20 protein-coding genes and 2 pseudogenes are annotated in these 20,685 nt (G+C 39.5%); 12 read left to right on the top strand and 10 right to left on the bottom strand.

Translation table 11 applies throughout. The features are described from left to right. Window positions 1-55: 55 nt before the first annotated feature. Window positions 56-520, bottom strand: a complete 465-nt coding sequence (locus P20480_RS05670; RefSeq protein ID WP_008131184.1) for an acyl-CoA thioesterase — start codon at window positions 518-520, stop codon at window positions 56-58. 101 nt (window positions 521-621) lie between these two features. Further along, on the bottom strand, window positions 622-2,268 hold the full coding sequence (locus P20480_RS05675) for an electron transfer flavoprotein-ubiquinone oxidoreductase (RefSeq protein WP_008131182.1): 1,647 nt from the start codon (window positions 2,266-2,268) through the stop codon (window positions 622-624). A gap of 220 nt (window positions 2,269-2,488) precedes the next feature. On the opposite strand from P20480_RS05675, the gene P20480_RS05680 reads away from it, so the two are divergent. Then, window positions 2,489-3,238 (top strand): electron transfer flavoprotein subunit beta/FixA family protein, encoded by a 750-nt coding sequence (locus P20480_RS05680; RefSeq protein ID WP_008131180.1) that lies wholly within the window; start codon window positions 2,489-2,491, stop codon window positions 3,236-3,238. After that, a complete protein-coding gene (locus P20480_RS05685) occupies window positions 3,239-4,165 on the top strand; it encodes an electron transfer flavoprotein subunit alpha/FixB family protein (RefSeq protein WP_008131178.1) in 927 nt (308 codons plus the stop codon). A gap of 140 nt (window positions 4,166-4,305) precedes the next feature. Here P20480_RS05685 and asnS read toward each other — a convergent pair whose 3' ends face one another. Then, complete coding sequence (gene asnS, locus P20480_RS05690) at window positions 4,306-5,703, bottom strand: asparagine--tRNA ligase (protein ID WP_006793019.1); 1,398 nt, start codon at window positions 5,701-5,703, stop codon at window positions 4,306-4,308. Between the two features lie 297 nt (window positions 5,704-6,000). Here asnS and P20480_RS05695 point away from each other — a divergent pair, with 297 nt between their 5' ends. Further along, on the top strand, window positions 6,001-6,435 hold the full coding sequence (locus tag P20480_RS05695) for an ATP-binding protein (protein ID WP_008131176.1): 435 nt from the start codon (window positions 6,001-6,003) through the stop codon (window positions 6,433-6,435). Window positions 6,436-6,437: 2 nt separating this feature from the next. On the opposite strand, the gene P20480_RS05700 is transcribed toward P20480_RS05695, so the two are convergent. The 6 genes and pseudogenes from P20480_RS05700 to bioA all read right to left on the bottom strand — a co-directional run bounded on the left by P20480_RS05700 (window position 6,438) and on the right by bioA (window position 12,996). Beyond that, window positions 6,438-7,067: a Vat family streptogramin A O-acetyltransferase gene (locus P20480_RS05700; RefSeq protein WP_008131173.1), complete on the bottom strand. Its 630-nt coding sequence runs from the start codon at window positions 7,065-7,067 to the stop codon at window positions 6,438-6,440. Between the two features lie 30 nt (window positions 7,068-7,097). After that, on the bottom strand, window positions 7,098-8,108 hold the full coding sequence (locus P20480_RS05705; protein WP_006793016.1) for an ABC transporter ATP-binding protein: 1,011 nt from the start codon (window positions 8,106-8,108) through the stop codon (window positions 7,098-7,100). A gap of 13 nt (window positions 8,109-8,121) precedes the next feature. Then, window positions 8,122-9,621 carry an ABC transporter permease gene (locus tag P20480_RS05710; RefSeq protein ID WP_008131171.1) on the bottom strand — a complete coding sequence of 500 codons (1,500 nt, stop codon included), beginning with the start codon at window positions 9,619-9,621 and terminating at the stop codon, window positions 8,122-8,124. Then, window positions 9,621-10,662, bottom strand: a pseudogene (locus tag P20480_RS18445) (extracellular solute-binding protein). Before P20480_RS18445 ends, P20480_RS05710 begins: the two are co-directional and overlap by 1 nt. After that, on the bottom strand, window positions 10,662-11,474 hold the full coding sequence (locus P20480_RS05715; protein ID WP_008131168.1) for a hypothetical protein: 813 nt from the start codon (window positions 11,472-11,474) through the stop codon (window positions 10,662-10,664). Before P20480_RS05715 ends, P20480_RS18445 begins: the two are co-directional and overlap by 1 nt. Before the next feature lie 214 nt (window positions 11,475-11,688). Next, window positions 11,689-12,996, bottom strand: coding sequence for an adenosylmethionine--8-amino-7-oxononanoate transaminase (gene bioA, locus P20480_RS05720; protein ID WP_008131167.1), 1,308 nt, complete (start codon window positions 12,994-12,996; stop codon window positions 11,689-11,691). Between the two features lie 95 nt (window positions 12,997-13,091). Between bioA and bioB the strand changes: the two genes are divergently transcribed. From bioB to htpX, 5 genes and pseudogenes are all read left to right on the top strand, one after another. Then, complete coding sequence (bioB, locus tag P20480_RS05725) at window positions 13,092-14,132, top strand: biotin synthase BioB (RefSeq protein WP_006793000.1); 1,041 nt, start codon at window positions 13,092-13,094, stop codon at window positions 14,130-14,132. A gap of 13 nt (window positions 14,133-14,145) precedes the next feature. Beyond that, window positions 14,146-15,298, top strand: a pseudogene (locus P20480_RS18440) (aminotransferase class I/II-fold pyridoxal phosphate-dependent enzyme). Further along, on the top strand, window positions 15,295-16,128 hold the full coding sequence (locus tag P20480_RS05730; protein WP_008131161.1) for a methyltransferase domain-containing protein: 834 nt from the start codon (window positions 15,295-15,297) through the stop codon (window positions 16,126-16,128). Before P20480_RS18440 ends, P20480_RS05730 begins: the two are co-directional and overlap by 4 nt. A gap of 25 nt (window positions 16,129-16,153) precedes the next feature. After that, window positions 16,154-16,858, top strand: coding sequence for a dethiobiotin synthase (gene bioD / locus P20480_RS05735; protein WP_008131160.1), 705 nt, complete (start codon window positions 16,154-16,156; stop codon window positions 16,856-16,858). 117 nt (window positions 16,859-16,975) lie between these two features. Further along, on the top strand, window positions 16,976-17,839 hold the full coding sequence (gene htpX / locus P20480_RS05740; protein ID WP_008131159.1) for a protease HtpX: 864 nt from the start codon (window positions 16,976-16,978) through the stop codon (window positions 17,837-17,839). Window positions 17,840-17,915: 76 nt separating this feature from the next. Here htpX and gloA read toward each other — a convergent pair whose 3' ends face one another. Then, window positions 17,916-18,443: a lactoylglutathione lyase gene (gene gloA, locus P20480_RS05745; protein WP_008131158.1), complete on the bottom strand. Its 528-nt coding sequence runs from the start codon at window positions 18,441-18,443 to the stop codon at window positions 17,916-17,918. Between the two features lie 373 nt (window positions 18,444-18,816). Here gloA and P20480_RS05750 point away from each other — a divergent pair, with 373 nt between their 5' ends. The 4 genes from P20480_RS05750 to P20480_RS18430 form a co-directional block, all read left to right on the top strand. After that, complete coding sequence (locus P20480_RS05750) at window positions 18,817-19,170, top strand: DUF4844 domain-containing protein (protein ID WP_008131156.1); 354 nt, start codon at window positions 18,817-18,819, stop codon at window positions 19,168-19,170. A 138-nt stretch (window positions 19,171-19,308) separates the two neighbouring features. Beyond that, window positions 19,309-19,704 carry a hypothetical protein gene (locus P20480_RS18435; RefSeq protein WP_033025663.1) on the top strand — a complete coding sequence of 132 codons (396 nt, stop codon included), beginning with the start codon at window positions 19,309-19,311 and terminating at the stop codon, window positions 19,702-19,704. A 30-nt stretch (window positions 19,705-19,734) separates the two neighbouring features. Beyond that, window positions 19,735-20,175, top strand: coding sequence for a hypothetical protein (locus P20480_RS05755; RefSeq protein WP_008131153.1), 441 nt, complete (start codon window positions 19,735-19,737; stop codon window positions 20,173-20,175). Between the two features lie 234 nt (window positions 20,176-20,409). Further along, window positions 20,410-20,685: hypothetical protein (locus P20480_RS18430; RefSeq protein WP_033025661.1), on the top strand; the 276-nt coding region annotated here is incomplete at its 3' end.

The raw sequence follows: 20,685 nt of genomic DNA, 5'->3' as shown, positions 1-20,685 counted from the left end.
ATTTTTTACAAAGCATTAGGTGATTTTTACAGTACAAAAATTAGCTAATGCGTAATTACACTTGATGAAGTAAGTTTTCGGTTTCTATCGCAATTTCTTTCATTTTAATTGCGTAGTTTTCTAATTTTACATCTTCATTGGTGACCGCTTTAAACTCTGGCACTGCAACGGGGTAACCTGTTTCATCCATGGCAACAAAGCTTATTACACAGTGATTTGTTTCAACCATGTTCTGTGTTTTAGGGTCGCCACACCGAACTTGTATAAATATTTGCATACTTGTTTTACCGGTATGTGCAATTTTAGCTTCCACTTCTACTATTTGACCAACCAGAATAGGGCGTCTAAATTTAACACCTGCCACCGATACGGTTACACAATAATGACCACTCCAGCCTGCAGCACAGGCATAGCCAGCTTGGTCAATCCACTTCATAACCACACCACCATGCACCTTCCCACCAAAATTAACGTCGGTAGGTTCTGCTAAAAAACGAAAAACAACATTTGACGACGGCATAAGCTTTACTCTTTTTATTAATTATACAATCAGCATAGCGCAAAAAAGGGGGCGAAGCCCCTGCAATTTAGGATATGTTTATAATTTATATGTAAAAGATATTACATATTGGGGTAATTAGGGCCGCCAGCGCCCTCTGGGGTAACCCACGTGATGTTTTGGCTCGGATCTTTAATGTCACAGGTTTTACAGTGAACACAGTTTTGTGCATTAATTACAAACTCGTTGTTACCTTCTATTTCTTGCACCTCATAAACACCTGCTGGGCAATAGCGCTGCGCAGGTTCATCAAATTTCACAAGATTAACTTTTATTGGTATTGCTGCGTTTTTAAGTTTTAGGTGACAAGGTTGAGACTCTTCATGGTTAGTGTTTGATAAAAACACACTTGAAAGTTTATCAAAACTAAGTGAACCATCAGGCTTAGGGTAAGCTATTTTTTCAGCAATGTTAGCATCAACCAGCGTAGAGTAATCTGGAACATCATCTTTAAAGGTAAATGGTAAAGCACCGTTGAATACATTTTGATCGAGCGTGTTATATGCACCCCCTAAAAATTTACCTAGCTTATGCATCACCGGACCAAAATTACGAGAATGATAAAGCTCTTTATAAGCCCAAGATTGTTCAAACTGCGGGTGGTAATTTACTAAATCAGTATTAGCTTGTTCATTTTCTAATGCTTCAAAAATGACTTCAGCGGCTATCATGCCCGATTTCATTGCTGTGTGATTTCCCTTAATTTTTGCAAAATTTAATGTGCCTGCATCACAGCCTACTAATAATCCGCCAGGAAAATGCATTTTAGGTAAAGAGTGTAATCCACCTTTTGCAATAGCACGCGCGCCATAAGCAATACGCTCACCGCCTTCAAGTACGTGTTTAAAAACAGGATGATGTTTCATTCGCTGGAATTCATCAAACGGGCTTAAATGCGGGTTTGTGTAATTTAAATCAACAATTAAGCCAACAACGACCTGATTATTTTCGCTATGATACATAAATGCACCACCGCTCGTATCACCACTTAACGGCCAACCTGTGCCATGAACTACTTTACCTTGTTGATGCTTAGACTCATCTACTTGCCATATTTCTTTAAAGCCTAAGCCATAATGTTGAGGCGATGAGTCAGCATCAAGTGCAAACTGGTTTATAAGTTGTTTGCCTAAATGGCCTCGGCAGCCCTCAGCAAAAATAGTATATTTAGCTCTTAGCTCCATGCCTGGCATGTAGCCATCTTTTTCATTACCCTCTTTATCAACGCCCATGTCACCCGTAACAATACCTTTTACTGCGTCGTCTTCAATAATAAGTGAATGTGCGCTAAAGCCTGGAAATATTTCTACGCCTAAACTTTCAGCTTGCTCTGCTAGCCAGCGGCATACGTTACCCATTGAAACAATGTAGTTACCATTATTATGAAATGTTTTAGGCGTAGCAAAGTGGGGGATTGATGTTGCTTTTTCTTCGTTATTAAACCAATAAATTTCATCATTTGTAACTTTCGTAGTTACTGGCGCACCTTGCTCTTGCCAATTTGGTAGTAATTCATCTAACGCTTTTGTTTCAAATACAGCGCCCGATAGAACATGCGCGCCAACTTCTGAGCCTTTTTCTACAACACAAATCATGCACTCTTGTTGTTTTTCTTGTGCAAGTTGTGCGAGTTTTATTGCACTAGCAAGTCCCGCAGGTCCAGCGCCTACAACAACTACATCAAATTCCATGGTTTCACGTTCGACCATAATAACCTCTTTATTTATGACGGACTCACTCAATACTGCCTAAGTATTTGAACAAGGTATTCAGCCTATTTATTACAATGCCAATTTTTCGTTACAGGCTGTGAATAGTTAAAGGTTATTTTAGGTTGACGTTTACGTCAACAGGAAGTAGTCTGATTTCATAAAATAAATAGGTTGACGTACACGTTAGGTTGTAGGTTTAAATAATTATGGAGTTCCTATGAAAGTTCTTGTACCAATAAAACGCGTTATAGATTACAACGTAAAAGCGCGTGTCAAAAGTGACAACAGCGATGTAGATTTAACGAACGTTAAAATGGCGATGAACCCATTTTGTGAAATTGCAATTGAAGAAGCTATTCGCTTAAAAGAAGCTGGTACAGCCACTGAAGTTGTAGCTGTTACTATTGGCGCTAAAACATCGCAAGAACAACTACGCACAGCGCTTGCACTGGGTGCAGATAAAGCAATTCACATCGAAACCGATGAAAAATTAGAGTCATTACACATTGCAAAATTACTCGCAAAAATTGTAGAGCAAGAAGCGCCAGAACTTGTTATTTTAGGAAAGCAGTCGATTGATTCAGACAATAACCAAACGGGTCAAATGCTTGCAGCATTAACTAATCGTGGGCAAGGTACGTTTGCGTCTAAAGTGGTCGTCGCTGATGGAAAAGTAAACATTACACGCGAAGTAGACGGCGGTTTGCAAACGGTCGCACTTTCATTGCCAGCCATTATCACTACAGATTTACGTTTGAACGAACCACGTTATGCATCACTACCCAATATAATGAAAGCAAAACGCAAGCCGCTTGATGTAATAGCTGCAGACTCTTTAGGTGTAGATTTAACACCTCGTATTCAGCTTGTTAGCGTAGAAGAACCGGCTAAACGTAGTGGTGGTATTATTGTAGAAGACGTTGCACAACTTGTAGAAAAATTAAAAACAGAGGCAAAGGTGATTTAAATGAAAACACTTGTAATTGCAGAGCACGACAACGGTGCCTTAAAACCAGAAACCTCAAAAACAATTAATGCGGCTATTCAAATGGGTTTTCCTGTTGATGTATTAGTGGCCGGTGAAAACATCGCCAATATGAGCGAGACTATTTCAAGTATAGAAGGCGTTGCGAGTGTGCTTGTTGCAGATAATGCAGCTTATGCACACCAACTAGCAGAAAGCATGACCGATTTAGTTATGTCGTTAACTGACAACTACAGTCATATTGTGGCAAGTGCAACTACCACAGGCAAAAATTTTATGCCACGTGTTGCGGCCCTTTTAGATGTAGCACAAATATCTGAAATTATTGATGTAATAGATGCTGATACGTTTAAACGCCCAATTTATGCCGGTAACGCTATTGCGACTGTAAAATCACTTGATGCTAAAAAGGTGATTACCGTACGCGCAAGTAGTTTTGATTTGCAAAGCGAGCAAGCCGCTGTAAGCATTAATACTTTAGATACAATATCGGACTCACAGTTAAGTACGTTTGTAAGCGTTGAGCAAACTGAGTCAGAGCGCCCAGAGCTTACCGCTGCTGAGGTGGTTATATCTGGTGGTCGTGGTATGCAAAATGGCGAAAATTTCGCTCTTTTAAACGGTATAGCCGATAAATTAGGTGCTGCTATTGGTGCATCGCGCGCTGCGGTAGACGCAGGCTTTGTACCTAATGATATGCAAGTAGGGCAAACAGGTAAAATTGTAGCGCCTAACTTATACATCGCAGTGGGTATTAGCGGTGCCATTCAACACTTAGCGGGGATGAAAGACTCAAAAGTGATTGTTGCAATTAACAAAGACCCCGATGCACCTATTTTTCAGGTTGCAGACTATGGACTCGTTGCCGATTTATTTGATGTGTTACCGCAATTAGAAAACGCACTATAACCATTTATTAAACCTTATTCTGGTTGAAAGCCGTGGTGCCTGATGGGTGCTGCGGCTTTTTTTATACGCTAAGTTTTAGCCACAAAAAAACCAGCCAATTGGCTGGTTTTTAATTTTTAAACAATTTACTAAATACTAATTTAGTAAGTTGCGCTGCCTTTAGTACGAGGGAAGGCGATTACGTCACGTACATTGCCCATACCTGTTACATATGCAACTAAGCGTTCAAAACCTAAACCAAAGCCTGAATGTGGCACACTACCGTATTTACGTAGGTCGCGGTACCAGCTGTAATCTTCTTTGTTTAAGCCCATTTCTTCAAGGCGGGCATCAAGTACGTCAAGGCGCTCTTCACGTTGAGAACCACCAATGATTTCACCAATACCCGGTGCAACTACGTCCATAGCAGCAACGGTTTTGCCGTCTTCGTTTTGGCGCATGTAAAATGCTTTAATATCACGTGGGTAGTTTTTAATTACTACCGGTGCTTTAAAGTGTTCTTCTGCTAGGTAACGTTCGTGCTCAGACTGTAAATCTACACCCCATTCAACATCAAACTCAAATTTCTTACCGCAGTTTTTAAGAATTTCGACTGCGTCTGTGTAATCAACTTGTGCAAAGTCTTTTTCAACAAATTCTTCTAAACGGCTAATAGCAGTTTTTTCGATACGTTGAGCAAAAAACTCCATGTCGTCACGGCGCTCTTCAAGTACCGCTTTAAATACGTACTTAAGCATGTTTTCAGCAAGTTTTGCGATGTCTTCTAAATCTGCAAATGCTACTTCAGGTTCAACCATCCAAAACTCGGCCAAGTGGCGTGAAGTATTTGAGTTTTCTGCACGGAAAGTAGGGCCAAACGTATAAATTTTTGACATTGCAGACGCGTAAGTTTCACCGTTTAACTGGCCAGATACAGTTAAGAATGCTTCTTTTCCAAAAAAGTCTTCACTGTAATCAACGTCGCCTTTATCTGTACGCGGTAAGTTTTGCATATCAAGTGTAGATACACGGAACATTTCACCTGCGCCTTCACAGTCACTTGCTGTGATAATAGGTGTGCTGATCCAGTAGTAACCTTGCTCGTGATAAAAACGGTGAATGGCTTGTGCTAAACAGTTACGTACACGTGTTACTGCGCCAATCATGTTAGTACGTGGGCGAAGGTGAGCGTGTTCACGTAAGTATTCAATGCTGTGGCGTTTTGCCGACATTGGGTATGAATCTGGGTTTTCTACCCAACCTAATACAGTGACCGTATTCGCTTGAATTTCAAACGATTGGCCTTTGCCCGCAGATTGAACTAAAACACCAGTAACCGATACAGAACAACCGGCTGTTAAGCTAGTAACTTCATCATAATTATTTAGTGAATTAGGAACTACCGCTTGAATAGGATCAAAACACGAACCGTCATGAACGGCTAAAAATGATATTCCTGCTTTTGAATCGCGGCGAGTACGGATCCAGCCTTTAATTGTTACTTGGCTGTCTACCGCAACATTGCCTTTTAATAGCTCTGAAATCGCTAAATGGCTCATCTTCACTCCAATGATATAAGTTGCCTAACTTTATTTATTTAAATATGTACAGTATATAAACCATATTTTATTTATAGATGGTGCTGTACTAGAACCCTGTATCTTACCTAGTAAAGTAAAATAAAAAAACTATTGCGGGCAACTCTTTATAAGTTTTTATCAATGTGGTTTATTTTTAGTCGATTTTTAGGCACAAATGACTAAGTTTGTAATTTGCTGCTCTGAAATTTAGTGATTTTGTGGCATTATATATTCTTTGATTTCTCAATACTGACCATTACTTTAGAAATGGATGCTATGAAACAAGTTTTTATTTTACGTGGACTACCGGGAAGCGGTAAGTCGTATTATGCACAAAATTTAGCAGACGAATTAGCGACTGCAGATGAAAGCCAATATTTAATTTGCTCAACAGACGATTATTTTTTAAATGAGCAGGGCGAATATCATTTTGATAAATTTAAATTACCGCAATACCATAATTTAAATTTAGCGCGTTTTATACAAGCGCTCGCACAAGATATTCCGCTCGTGATTGTAGACAACACCAATATAAAAAAATGGGAGTTTGTTGCATACACTCAAGCAGCTGTTGCATTAGGTTACCAAGTTAAAGAAGTGATAGTGGGTGAAGTAAAAGATAAATCAATGCAGCACTTATACGCTAAACGCAATTCGCATAACGTGCCGCTTAAAACCATAAGTAAAATGGCGTATATGTTTGAATGGTAGTGTTATAGTTTAGACAGTAAGTCTAAATTATTTTGAATTATAGCATCTAAATGAGCAGTGATTTTGTCATTGCTCCAATCCCACCATGCAATAGATAGCAGTGCATCAATCGTTTTATCGTCAAAACGCTGTTTGATTATTTTTGCTGGATTACCACCAACGACAGCATAAGCAGGCACATCGTTGGTCACTACCGATTTACTGGCAATGATTGCACCACTTCCTATTTTTACCCCTGGCATAATAGTGGCGTTATAGCCTATCCAAACATCATTGCCAATTTCTGTATTTCCTTTAAATGGTAAGTCACCTGGTTGAGGTGCAGACTTTTCCCATCCGTTACCAAATATAAAAAATGGGTAGGTAGAAAAACCAGTACTTTTATGATTAGCCCCATTCATTATAAAAGTTACATCTTTTGCTATGGCACAAAACTTCCCAATAATAAGTTTGTCGCCAATAAAATCGAAATGATAAAGTACGTTTTTTTCGAAGTGTTCAGGCCCATCAGGGTCGTCGTAATACGTATAATCACCGACTTCTATATTAGGCGACGTAATAAAATTTTTTAAATAACCTACTTGAGGAAACCCTTGCATTGGAGATGGGTTATTTGGATTTGGTCCGTTCATAGTTTCCTCTAAAGTAAAATATTTAATGCGCTAGTTTTTAAAAGCAGCCAGCGGATGAGAGGTACTTAGCGAAACATGTACGTTGTCACCAGGGTGTACAACCAGTTCATGACTCACGCGGCTAGTGACTACTGTACCACAGGCAAGTTTTATAGCGCATAATCGACTACCGCCTTCAAAGCGTACCCAAATAACCTCACCATTATTACCTATACTGCTTTGTACTAATAAAACATCGTCGGGGCGAAGCAATACATCAACATTGCCTTGAGCACAGTCAACACCATGCGCGGGCACATTACCAATATCGGTAAGTGCTTGACCGTTATTTAATGTACCTTTTATAAAGCTAGCTTCACCTAAAAAACGCGCAACAAAGCGGTTTTCTGGGGTGCTAAAGCATTTTTCGGGAGTGTCAATTTGTTGTATTTGCCCACCTTTTAAAACACCAACACGATCCCCAACCGATAGTGCCTCTTCTTGGTCGTGGGTAACCCAAATAGCAGGTACACCTGCATTTTTTAGTGCGTTTCGGATATCCCAACGCAGCATGTCTTTTAACGCCGCATCTAGATTCGACAGCGGCTCATCAAGTAATACAAAGTCAGGCTGGTGAGCAAGAGTACGTGCTAATGCAACGCGTTGCTTTTGACCGCCAGACAGGGTCGCAGGTTTCTTAGCCCTAAACTCTTCAAGACCAAGTAGGTTAATCCAATGATCTGCCACGCTGTGATCTTTTAATTTAAAACAAATATTTTGCTCAACCGTTAAATGCGGAAATAACGCAAAGTCTTGAAAAACCATACCTACACTGCGCTTCTCAGGAGGCACTGATTTATTAGGGGTTGCACGCCATTTATCTGCGTTTATTTCACCTTCAGAAATAGGTATTAAGCCTGCGAGTGCTTGTAATATTGTACTTTTACCGCAACCGGTGGGGCCAACAAGCATTAGGATTTCGTTTTCACCAAGCGTTAAATTCAAATCGCTCACAACGCGATTACTGCCATAATCTATAGACAACTGACTTACAGATAGCATTTACTTCAAATCCTTAATGTTCAAACTGGTTACGTTTTTCGCCAGACATCATAATAGCTAAACCACAAGCAGAGATCACCACTAATAACAGCCCAGGTATAGCGGCACGGCCAAAATAGCCAGCTTCGTAAACACGCCATAAATAAGTAGACAGGGTTTCAAACCCAGTAGGGCCTAGTAATAAAGTGGCCTCAAGTTCACGCATTGACTCTAAAAACACCAATGCACCACCAGCGACGATACCACGCATGGTTAAAGGCAAAGTAATACGTGTGAAGGCTTCGCGCGGGCTTGCACCAAGCACTCGAGCAGATTTTACTAAGCTAGGGTCTAAATGTTCGGTACTAGTACGAATTGAACCAACCGCGAGAGGCAAAAAACGTAGCATGTAGGCAATAATAAGTAACCCCAAAGTTTGATACAAAAATGGTAATTGCAACCCGCCATAAACCAGCGCTGTGCCCATTACAATACCGGGTATGCCAAAGCCAAAGTAAGTAACGCGCTCCATAATCCTGCCTGCTTTGCCACTGAGAGCCGCGTGCGCAACAGGGACTGCTACTATTACGGCAACAATAGCAGCAAGTGCAGACGCATAGGTTGAATGCCATGCAATGGTAAAATCAAAATTACTTAAGCCATCTCGTGCAAGCCATATAAAAAATATTGCCAAGGGTAAGCCGATCGCTAGCAACAGCACAGGAGCGAACAGAGCAAATAACGCACTCAATTGAAGTTTACTTGGGAATAAAATAAGGGGGCGGCCATGACGCTCACTCGCTGTTTTTATTTGCGACTCTACAAGTAATAAAAAACCTACAATAACCATTAATTGAAGCGACAGCATCGCTGCGCGACCCAATTCAAACGCATTGTATTCAACATAAATAACACGGGTGAACGTATCAAGTCTCATCATGGCTGGGGTGCCAAAGTCAGATAAAGTATAAAGTGCCACTAATAACGACCCAGCAGCAATGCCATTTACCACGCGGGGTAGAATAACTTTGAATACACTTTGCGTCATCGACATACCCAATGTGCGAGCTGCGTTTACCATGCTGGCGTCTAAACTGAGTAAAGATGAACGGGTAGTCATCATTACAAATGGAAATGTATACAAGGTCATAACTATTGCAGCGCCGGATAGCCCATACATAGACGGTGTTTCAAATCCGAGTAAATTATTGATTTCACCCCCAGAGCCAAATGCAGCATAAAGCGTAAACGCACCAATATAACTAGGTATAGCAAGGGGAGCGGCAAATAATACAAGCCATGCTTTTTTAAATGGTAAGTGTACATAGGCGCTTATAAACGCAAGTGGTACGCCGATTAAAATTGAGCCTAGAACAGTTAAGCCCATTAAAGCCAGTGTATTACCTAATATGGTTAAATTATGGCTATCAAAATAGGAACTTGAGTCACTAGCAAGCACCATTAATATACAAATAGGGGTAAGCGTAATGAGCGCTGCAAGCAGCGCCATTGGGTAAGATGGGGGTAATCGCATTATAAAACGCCGTTGCTGCGCATTAAGTCTATAGTGGGTCGCAAATCTGCAAGCTGTGTTAAATCAATTTTAGGTGGTGAAACACTCGAAAGCGAAGGTAAACCATCAGGCTGAGCAATACCGTTTACAAGGGGGATTTCGTAGGCTTCACGTGCTAAATAACCTTGTACTTCTTTGCTGAGTAAATAGCGCATAAAGTTAGTAGCAAGCGGGTCACTGTTAAGCGTTAATATACCCGAGGCGTTGACTAAACAGCCTGCATCGTTTTGGGTAAAGGCTAAATCAAGATTTGCATCCGGCTTGCCTGATTTTAAACGTAAAGTGTAATAATGATTAGCAAAGCCAATATCAACTTCACCCCGTTCCACACCCATTACAACGCCTAATTCACCTGCGTATGTTTTTGCTACGTTTTTTAACTTTTTTGAGCCATTTAGCCGTTTTATCATCGCCTTGTAAAATACGCATTGCTGTAACAAACGATTGAAAAGACGCATAAGCAGGGGCCCAACCAATACTCAAGTCGCTGTCAGCAATTTCCATAATGCTGGTTGGAATTTGATCTTTAGTTAAACGCGACGTATTAAAAGGCAATGTACGAATACGTCCCGTTACTGGCGCCCAGTCTTTATATTTAAATTGCGGCTGCAGTTGAGCCGAAAAATCGTCTGGCAGTGGTTTTGCAAGGCCTGCATCGGTCACTAAACCAATTGCACCTGAGTCCACAGCCCAAAATAAATCAGCACGTTTAACACCCGCTTTGGCTTCTGCAACAATTGTGTTGGCAAGTGCAGCTGTTGGTCCGCGGCGAATAGCTAAATTAAAATCAGGGTTATTTTTTTGGATAGCTTGTAATACGTTTTCGTATAAACCACCTTCACCTCGGCCTAAATATAAGGTTAAATCACCTTTAAGCTTAGGTAAATCGTCAACCGAGACGGGGTTGGTTACTGTATTAGCAAAAGCTTGCGATAGAGGTAATGGCAATGAACCAATTACCCCTAATGCAGCTAACCTTTGTATAAAGGTTCTGCGTTCCACTAAAAAACGTCCTTACGGTTTTTTTCTGCTTTTTCAATTAAACGTTTGGCGCGGTCTAATTTTGTTTGCATGCTGGTAACTACATCGCGTACTTCATCAACACTTTTGTTATCTGCGATTGCTTTTGGAAGCGTGACGTTAAAATCTTTTTCAATTGCCTCGACTAGATTGGCATCTTGCTCGATAAGTGTACCTTCAACGCCTTCGAATAAGTGTAGATACGTATCGTGAACAATTTCAGTGGCTTCGTCTTGTAGGCGCTCAGCAAGTTTTGCGATGACGCGGTCTAGTTTGTGCTTTATTTCGTCTATTGTTGCACTTTGCGTCATTTCTTTACTTGCTGTAGCTGTAACAGACTCTAACAAGCCTTTTTGTTGAAATTTAGCCGCTAATTTAACAGCACCTAAACCTTGCCATAAAGCATTATTCATTGCGGTTTGTTGTACACGAACCTCAGCAGCTGATTTACCACCGTCAATTGCCATTTTTACACCGTACAAACCCTGCCAAATAGAGGCATAAACAGGCACTAAATTAGTTTCAATTGCACTGTGAAATTTTACCGATTCCCAATATTCAATTAAATCGTCGGTATTTACGGCCTTAGCGCCTTTATTTTCGTAGGTGCTAACAAGCGTGTCTACTTTGCCTACCATCCATTCAACTTCTTCGTTATAGCTTTTAAGGTTAGCTTGAAGGTGATTTACATGTTCACCAATAGGACCGTTAGCAAATACAGGTTGCGCAATAAACGCAGACGCTATTAATAAAGAGGCACCTAATGTTTTGGCTGGTTTAAAAAATAAGTTCATGAAAGAAGTCCAAAAAGGTAATTGTAAATGATAGGTATTATCATATCCGTAAATATTACGAAGAGCAATATACTAAAACTGCTAAACACGTATTTGAAGGCATGAGGACGAATTTAATTAATACAAATGATCTATATCAAGTTAAATCCGCTTTTTGCTTAAAATTAATGAAGCTATTAACTAATTAATACCACTATTAAACTTTAAAAAATCACTATGCTTTAGCGTAATGTTTGCCTTTAATTGCACTATAAATAGCATCGCAAAGCGTTTTAATGCTGTTTTCGTCACTTATATACGGTGGCATAAGGTAAATTAGTTTACCGAAAGGGCGGATCCATACACCTTGTTTTACAAAAAAGGCCTGAATAGTCGCAACATCGATATTGCTAACCTTTTTATTAAGCTCTACAACACCTATCGCGCCCAGCACTCTTACATCAGCAACGTCTTCAAGTTCCATACATTTGTGTAATTGCTGAAGTTGATTATTTATTTCTTCTACGCGTTGTTGCCAGTTTTGCTCTAGTAATAAGTCTATGCTGGCACATGCAGCTGCGCACGCTAGCGGATTACCCATAAAGGTAGGTCCGTGCATCAAAACTCCGGCTTCACCTTCACTAATGCCTGTGGCAATTTTATCGCTCGTAATCGTTGCCGATAAAGTCATTGAGCCACCGGTAAGTGCTTTACCTATACATAAAATATCGGGTTCGATATTAGCGTGTTCAACCGCAAATAACTTACCCGTACGGCCAAAGCCAGTGGCTATTTCGTCGCAAATTAAAAGTACATTGTATTGATTGCATAATTGCCTTACGCAGGCTAAATAATCGGGATGATAAAAATTCATACCTCCCGCATTTTGTACTATGGGTTCAATAATAAAAGCAGCTACGTGTTGGTGGTTATTTTTAAAGTACTGTTCAAGTTCAAGCGCTTCACTTTGCTCAAAAGTGCTTGAAAACTTACTGGCTGGGGCAGGTACAAATACGTGCTCAGGTAAAAAACCCTTATATAGGCTATGCATAGAGTTCACAGGATCGCATACGCTCATTGCAGCAAACGTATCGCCATGATAACCCTTATAAGGAGTCATTAATTTTTGTTTTGTTTTAATACCTTGGCTTAACCAGTATTGCAGAGCCATTTTAATAGCTACTTCAACACTTACTGAGCCACTGTCAGCTAAAAATACTTTAGTTAAGCTTGGGGGGGTGATATCTACAAGTTTTTTACACAGCTCAACTGCACTTGAATGTGTGATACCTCCAAACATAATGTGGCTCATGTTATTAATTTGATTAACCATTGCTTTGTTAATAGCAGGGTGGTTGTAACCATGAATAGCGCTCCACCACGATGCCATGCCATCTATAAGTTGCTCGCCTGTTTCTAGATAAATTATATTGTGTTTAGCGTGGGTTACAGGGTAAACGGGAATAGGCTTTGTCATTGATGTGTATGGATGCCAAATGTGTTCACGATCAAAATTTAAATCAATTGAGTATTTATTGTTCATATGTAAACTTTAACTGGGTGGGCTTCGTTGACAATGGTACTTGAAGTTTTAGACTAATCCAACATCACCGATATGAAAAAAATAAAGAGAGAATTATGGAACTTGCACCTGTTCGCCACAATTGGACCCATAGCGAAGTTAAAGCATTATTTGAAATGCCGTTTAACGATTTACTTTTTAAGGCGGCGTCGGTTCACCGAGCTAACTTCAACCCAAATGAAGTGCAAATTTCTACCCTGTTATCAATTAAAACTGGGGCATGCCCAGAAGATTGCAAGTATTGCCCACAGTCAGGGCACTATAAAACCGACCTAGAGCGCGAGCGACTTATTGAAGTAGAAAAAGTAGTAGAGCAAGCGCGTTTAGCTAAACAAAAAGGCGCAACACGTTTTTGTATGGGCGCTGCGTGGTCAGATCCAAAAGACAGAGACATGCCTTACATTTCGAAAATGGTTAAAGAAGTAAAAGAGCTTGGCCTTGAAACCTGCATGACGCTGGGCAAACTCACAAACGAAAAAGCACACGAACTCAGCAGTGCAGGTTTAGATTATTACAACCATAATCTAGATACATCACCTGAATACTACGAGCAAATTATATCAACCCGTACCTTTGAAGATCGATTAAACACCATAGATCATGTACGCGATGCCGGTATGAAAGTCTGTTCAGGCGGTATAGTCGGTATGGGCGAGCAAGCAGCCGACCGTTATGGGTTACTTATGCAATTGGCTAACTTGCCACAACAGCCAGAAAGTGTACCTATTAATATGCTAGTTAAAGTAAAAGGTACCCCACTTGAAAACGTTGACGATTTAGACCATTTTGAGTTTATACGCACTATTGCTACTGCACGAATAATGATGCCACACAGCTATGTACGTTTGTCGGCAGGGCGTAACGCCATGAACGAGCAAATGCAATCAATGTGTTTTTTTGCAGGTGCTAACTCTATATTTTATGGCGACAAGCTGCTTACCACCGAAAATCCAGAAGCGGATGCCGATATGAACCTAATTAAAAAGCTAGGAATGAACCCAGAAACGCGTGAAGATTATTCAGATGAAGCTGTAGCAGCGTCGCTTTCATCACAAGTTGCAGATAAAGCAACGTCTGAATTATTTTACGAAGCCTAATTAAGCGTTACTCATGCCATTTGAATTTATTAGCACACACCTTAATGAACGGGCAGAGCAATTGCTTTTACGCAAACGCCACGTGGTACAAAGCGCCACAGCACGAACCATTATGGTAAATGATAAAACCTACCTAAATTTTGCCAGTAATGATTACTTGGGCTTTGGTGATTTAACTATTGAGAACGAAAATATTAATACGTTAGGTAGCCATAGCTCTGCATTAGTAACAGGGTATCAATTACAGCAACAAGCGTTAGAGCAGTACTTATGCACTCAGTTAGGTTATCAAGCTGGGTTGCTTTTTAATTCTGGGTTTAGTGCTAATAGCAGTGTAATTAAAGCGTTGTTTCAGGATAAAGCAGCAGCGCAAAACAGCGCTATTTTTCAAGATAAGTTAAACCACGCTAGCTTAATAGATGGGGCACTTCATTCAAATGCGGCTTTAATACGGTTTAACCACAACGATTTAAATCACTTACGATCTCGGCTCGAAAAGTCAAAAGCAACAAAATAAGTTAATTATTAGCGAAGGTGTTTTTTCGATGGATGGTGATACGGCCCCTATCAAAGACCTACTGCGCCTTGCAAAACAACACAATGCATGGCTGATGATAGACGACGCACATGGCTTTGGCGCGTTAGGTAATACAGGACTGGGTAGTTGCGAAACACTTATTGGCAATATTTTACCCGACATACTCGTCATCACATTTGGTAAAGCAGTTGCTAGTAGTGGCGCGTGTGTATTGGGTTCACGCGCATTTATAGACTACATGCTGCAATATAACCGCGATTACACATACTCAACGGCTATGTCGCCATTATTGGCAGATAATACATTAGTTCGCTTAAAGCACATTAAAAAAGCTAACACGCAACGAGTAATGTTAAATAAAAACATTGCTACTTTTAAACACCTTGCACAACAGCACAACATAGCGGTAATGGAGTCCGATACGGCTATTCAACCTATTGTATTAGGGTGTGCAGAGCAAACATTAAAAGCGGCTAATAAACTCAAGCAACAAGGAATTTGGCTAACCGCTATTCGGCCACCTACGGTTGCGTACAATACTGCACGCTTAAGAGTGACGTTAACGGCAGCGCACACCCTTGATGATATTACTTATCTAGTTAAACATTTAGCAGAGGCACTATTATGATAGCCCATGCACTTGATAGTAAGCCGGTTACAAAGCCCGCAACACTGTGCCATTTAAAAAGGTTTAACCCAGCCCTTAAAAAAGGAGCGCAGGTTAAATTTTCAAAAGCGGCGGGTGATTACAATACGCATGCACATGTTCAAAAAAAAGCAGCGGATGATTTGTTCAAATTAATAACGCCTTTAGCATGTAATAAAAATAAGGTGTGTGTTGATTTAGGTGCAGGCCCACTTGTAAACACCCATCAGCTTAAAAGCCTTTATGGTAATGTGCTTTCCATGGATTTAAGTTTTAATATGCTCAATAGTTGTAATAAAGGCGATTACAAAGTATGCGCAGATATGGACAATTTACCATTACAATCAAACAGTGTAGATATTATTTTTAGTAACTTTGCGGTGCAATGGTCAGCTAACTTTAACGTGCTTTTAAAGTCACTTTATGAGGTATTAAAACCGGGCGGGCAAGCTTTTATTAGCACTGTAGTTGAAGGCTCACTTAACGAAATAAAAACAGCGTTTGCTGCGGTAGATAGCCACAGCCATATTAATACATTTAATTCGGTTGATTATATAAACCAATCGGTCCAAAGTTCTGGTTTTAATGTTACAAACACTATAAGCACAATGTATACAGATAAATATTCGACACCGCTGCAAGCAATTCGCTCAATAAAAGCAATTGGCGCAACCACTCATAATACAGGAAAAACACGCCCAGGTTTATTAACAAAATCGGCGCTTAAAACGGCGTGTGCAGCGTATCCATTAATAAACCAAAAAGCCTGTGTTTCTTATCATGTAGTATTGTTATCATTAACTAAAGCGTAAACATCGTTTGTTACAAGGCAAAGCTATGAAAGAATTTTTTATTACTGGTACCGACACCGATGCGGGAAAAACACATGTAACCAGTTTATTGTTAAAACTGCTTGCCCAACATAAAAAAAAGGCAATAGGGTATAAACCACTAGCTGCTGGGTCTGAAATGGCGTTTGACCAACTTGTTAATGCTGATGCACTTATGCTAATGGAAAGTGCAACAGTTAGCGCAAAGTATGACGTGGTAAACCCCTTTACTTTTGCACCACCCATAGCCCCCCACATAGCCGCAGAGCAGGCGGGTGTAACTATTAATGTAAGTGAACTTACTGCAGCCTATAAAACGGTAAAACAGCAAGGCGCTGACTACCTGCTTACAGAAGGTGCTGGTGGTTGGGCTTTGCCTATTAATAATACCGAGTATTTATACGATTGGGTAAAAGCTGAGAAACTACCGGTTATATTAGTGGTTGGTATGAAGTTGGGCTGCTTAAATCATGCACTTTTAACCGCAGCACACATACAAAGCTTAGGTATTAACTGTATAGGTTGGATAGCCAACCAAGTTGATGAACACATGGATGAATACCAAGCAAACCTTGATAGTTTAAAGGCACGCTTACCGTTTCCCATTCTTGCTATTAGCCCGTATAGCGAACAAACACCAAAATTACAAATTTATAAACACTTCTTGAAATTTATCAATAAATCCATAAATAGTACTTGCGCTGTGACATAGTTTGTCACAGAATAACACTACCGCATTGACATAGTGTGTCATTGCGGTAGTGTTGCTTACAGCCGATCAAATTTTAGTAAATCGCTCAGCAATGAATGTTATTTTTGGAGAACGCGAATGAAACGTGTATTTTTGTTTTTATTAACTAACCTTGCGGTTATGTTGGTATTAGGTGTGGTGCTTTCAATTATAATGAGCGCGCTAGGCTTAAGCCATCGTAGCCTAGGTGGTATATTACTTATTGCGGCCGTATTTGGTTTTGGTGGGTCGTTTATTTCACTCTATATGTCTAAATGGATTGCTAAAAAATCAACGGGTGCGCAGGTTATTACTCAACCAAGTAACCAAACCGAACAATGGCTTGTAAACACTGTGGCAGTACAAGCTAAAAAAGCTGGCATTGCAATGCCTGAAGTGGCAATTTACGACAGCCCTGAAATGAACGCCTTTGCAACAGGCCCAAGTAAAAACAATTCACTAGTTGCTGTAAGTACAGGCTTAATGCAAAGTATGACCCAAGATCAAGCCGAAGCAGTGCTTGCTCATGAGGTGTCACACATTGCTAGTGGCGATATGGTAACGCTTACGCTTATTCAAGGTGTGGTAAATACCTTTGTTATATTTGCTGCAAAAGTGTTGGCAAATATTGTAGATAATTTTCTTAATGGCGATGAAGAAGAGGGCGGAATAAGCTGGACCTACATTTTGTTCGATATGTTATTCCAAGTCCTGTTTGGTGTGTTGGCAAGTATAGTTGTAGCGCATTACAGCAGACAGCGTGAATTTGCAGCCGACAGCGGTGCCGCTAAATTAGTTGGTACAGATAAAATGCGTTCTGCTCTAGAAAGGTTAAAGCAAAACCATCCTTCACAATTGCAAGGTTCAATGGTGGCATTTGGTATTGCGGGTGGTAAAAGCATGGCTGAGCTGTTTTCATCTCACCCGCCGCTTGAAACACGAATAAGTGCACTGAGTAAGTAATTTTACAATAAAATACAAAAGCCAGCGTAACAGCTGGCTTTTTAGTATGTGGTAACCGTTTTATTAAGCGTTGAGATTATTTACCAAAAATAATATCGGTTATGCCATCTGGTGAGAGTATTTCTATCCAGTAGCCATCAGGGTCTTTTATAAAAGCTAAGCCTTTCATTGAACCATCGTCTGGTTTTTTTACAAACTCTACATCGTATTTTGCAAAGCGCTCACTGGCTGCGTAAACATCGGGTACACTAATACCAATATGGCCAAACCCTTTTGGTTCGTCGTTACCGCTGTGGTAGCCTGTAAAACTATCGTCGTTTTCTGTGCCCCAGTTGTGAGTGAGTTCTATAAGAGCAGGGCGACCAAATACCCATTTCGCTTTTGTCTTATCATCACCTTCTGGCTGTGTTGGCTCGTAGCCTAAAAAGTACAGCGTAAACTTCATTTCAGGAAAGTCATACTTACCTAATAGCTTCATACCTAATACATTTTGATAAAATGCCAGCGACGGTTTTGGATCTTTTATACGTAACATAGTTTGCTGCATTACATAGCCTTCAGTGGCCTGTGCAATTTGCTCTGGAGATTCGTCATACTGAGACATGCGGTGATCCTTAATGAAATGAATGAAAAATTTAAATAAATTTATAAAAGCAGATTTTGCATCATCATAATCAACAGCAGCAAAAATTAAAACCACCTAGCTAAATTAACAGCCAGTGAGTTAAGTGTTTTATAAGCAAGAAATAGCATATTAAATGATGCTGTGTATTTATACAGTGTTGGTGTTTTGTCTAATAACATTATTAAAAGTCGTTTTAGCGCATTTAAAAAAGGGCGGGTTATAGCCTAGGTAATTAGCTGTTTACATTAAAGTTATTTAGTGGAAGTATTAAGCAATGTAATTTACACCGTTATGAGATGTTATAAATCCCTGAAGTGGTGTTCAATAAATTGTTATGTGCCAGGAGGATAATATGGAATACAGTCCTTTATTAGAAGTTCAAAATCAGACCTTGGTCATAACTCAGTGCACATTATCCGAGTTAAAAAGTTTTAAGAATAGCGAGTTGTTTGCTGAACTGCCTGGCCGTGTTCCAAACGAAAAACAGCTATTAACTAAAATGTTAGACTCTATTTTAGGCACTCTCATTAATGGCCTTTTGCAAAATCCATCAAAACTTTGGGTTATGGAAACGTTTTTGCCAGAATTAGAAATAATAGAAATGCAAGACACTGAGGCTAAAGAACACTTTGGGGACCATTTAGAGATAATTATGGATATCCTAAATATAGAAAGCTCAGATGGCTTATTGAGTTACTACTTATAAGGATGTATTGGTGGGTGAACATAAGAAAAAAATAAGCCAGTGACTTCGTTTGCTAGGACGCTACATGCCGCTAGACTTCGCCATTATGTCCACACGCCTGTGGCCCTTATTTAAAAGTTATATACTTAGGAGGGAATCGTGCATATTGCCATAAGTTTTAAAACTTCAAAGTTTAATGTTTCAAATGAAAATAAGAATCCCATAAATCCGATTTATGGGGAATCATTATTGAAATGGCTAAAGTTAGAACTTAATTCATCTCACGAAATAACAGAACCTGATGCGGAAGATTGGGGGTGGTATAGCAACATTATATGGAATGATCGTGAGTACATACTTGGTGCTTCAACTTTCTATAAAGACGGAGATGATCCAAATTCTGAATTAGAGTGGATTTTTCAAATTGATAAGCAACGTTCATTTATAGAAAAGTTACTCGGTAAAGAGAAAATATCTCGCAGTGATGAATGCGTATTGTTTTTCAAATCAAAGCTAGAAGCAGAGTCAGATATTAATTCTTTAGCATTTGAGTAATTGGCATATAACAATCATTAGAGCAGGACAATGTTCCTCACCCGTTTTAGTGCGGTAATTATTAAGGGGTCCCATGAAGATAGTTATACTTTTTATTTTTCTTTTCCCCCTTCTTTTTTTGCAGATGATTGCTCTTTTGAACACCTACGTAATGACTTTATTACTGAAAGTGCAGAGATTGATGCAAAACAAAGTTTTGAGACTAAAGGAGTGTCTTTTATCGCCATCGCTAATGGTTTAGTTCCTGCTCGCCCTGGGTTTGAGCATATTCAAATGACAGCATGTATTATATTGAAAACTAGATGGGATGTTTTGTGGGTTGGTGCAGACAGCAGTAATTGTTCTGCACAAATTGAGCTGGAAAAACACGCCATAGCTTATTCACGTATTTTTAACGAGGAAATGCTGGAACTCGCTAAGCATAGTAAAAACTATAATTGTGCTAATGATTTTCAAAATTTACTTAATTAGAACGAGTACGACTTTTTATATTCTTTTAGACACGCACTCTTCAAAACAAATACAGGAAAGCAAATCACGTCATTCTGTTTACAATAAATGTAAGCCAGCCAAAAAAGAGCAAATGAGTCATTTGCTTTAAGCCAAATATTAATATTAACTAATAAATAGTTACAAATTAAAGTTGGTTTTATTACCGTAAGTCATTTAGTTTATTGATTATAGTTTTATGTAAAAAGGATTTTTATGAGTAATTCATCTACGAGAGAAAAAGTAGCGTTCACGTTGTGTGTTAGTTTTGCTTTTTTATTATTAATTAGCGGTATTTACGATTTTTGGATTATCGAATTTAAAGCACAAGATTTATTAATGAGTATTGGGGCATTTTTAATGCTGCTTAGTTTAGCGTTAATGCCGAAAATATTTTTCTTACCTTTTGCTGATATTTTTAAATCAAAAGAAACACCAACTATAGGTATTCCCAAAGTACAGCAATGGATTATGTTCTCAGGTGTATTGCTA

It is taken from the genome of Pseudoalteromonas sp. BSi20480, from assembly GCF_000241365.1.
GTDB classification, from domain to species: domain Bacteria; phylum Pseudomonadota; class Gammaproteobacteria; order Enterobacterales; family Alteromonadaceae; genus Pseudoalteromonas; species Pseudoalteromonas marina.
The sequence above is the reverse complement of the archived record's forward strand: the minus strand, read 5'-3'. Positions and strand labels throughout refer to the sequence as shown.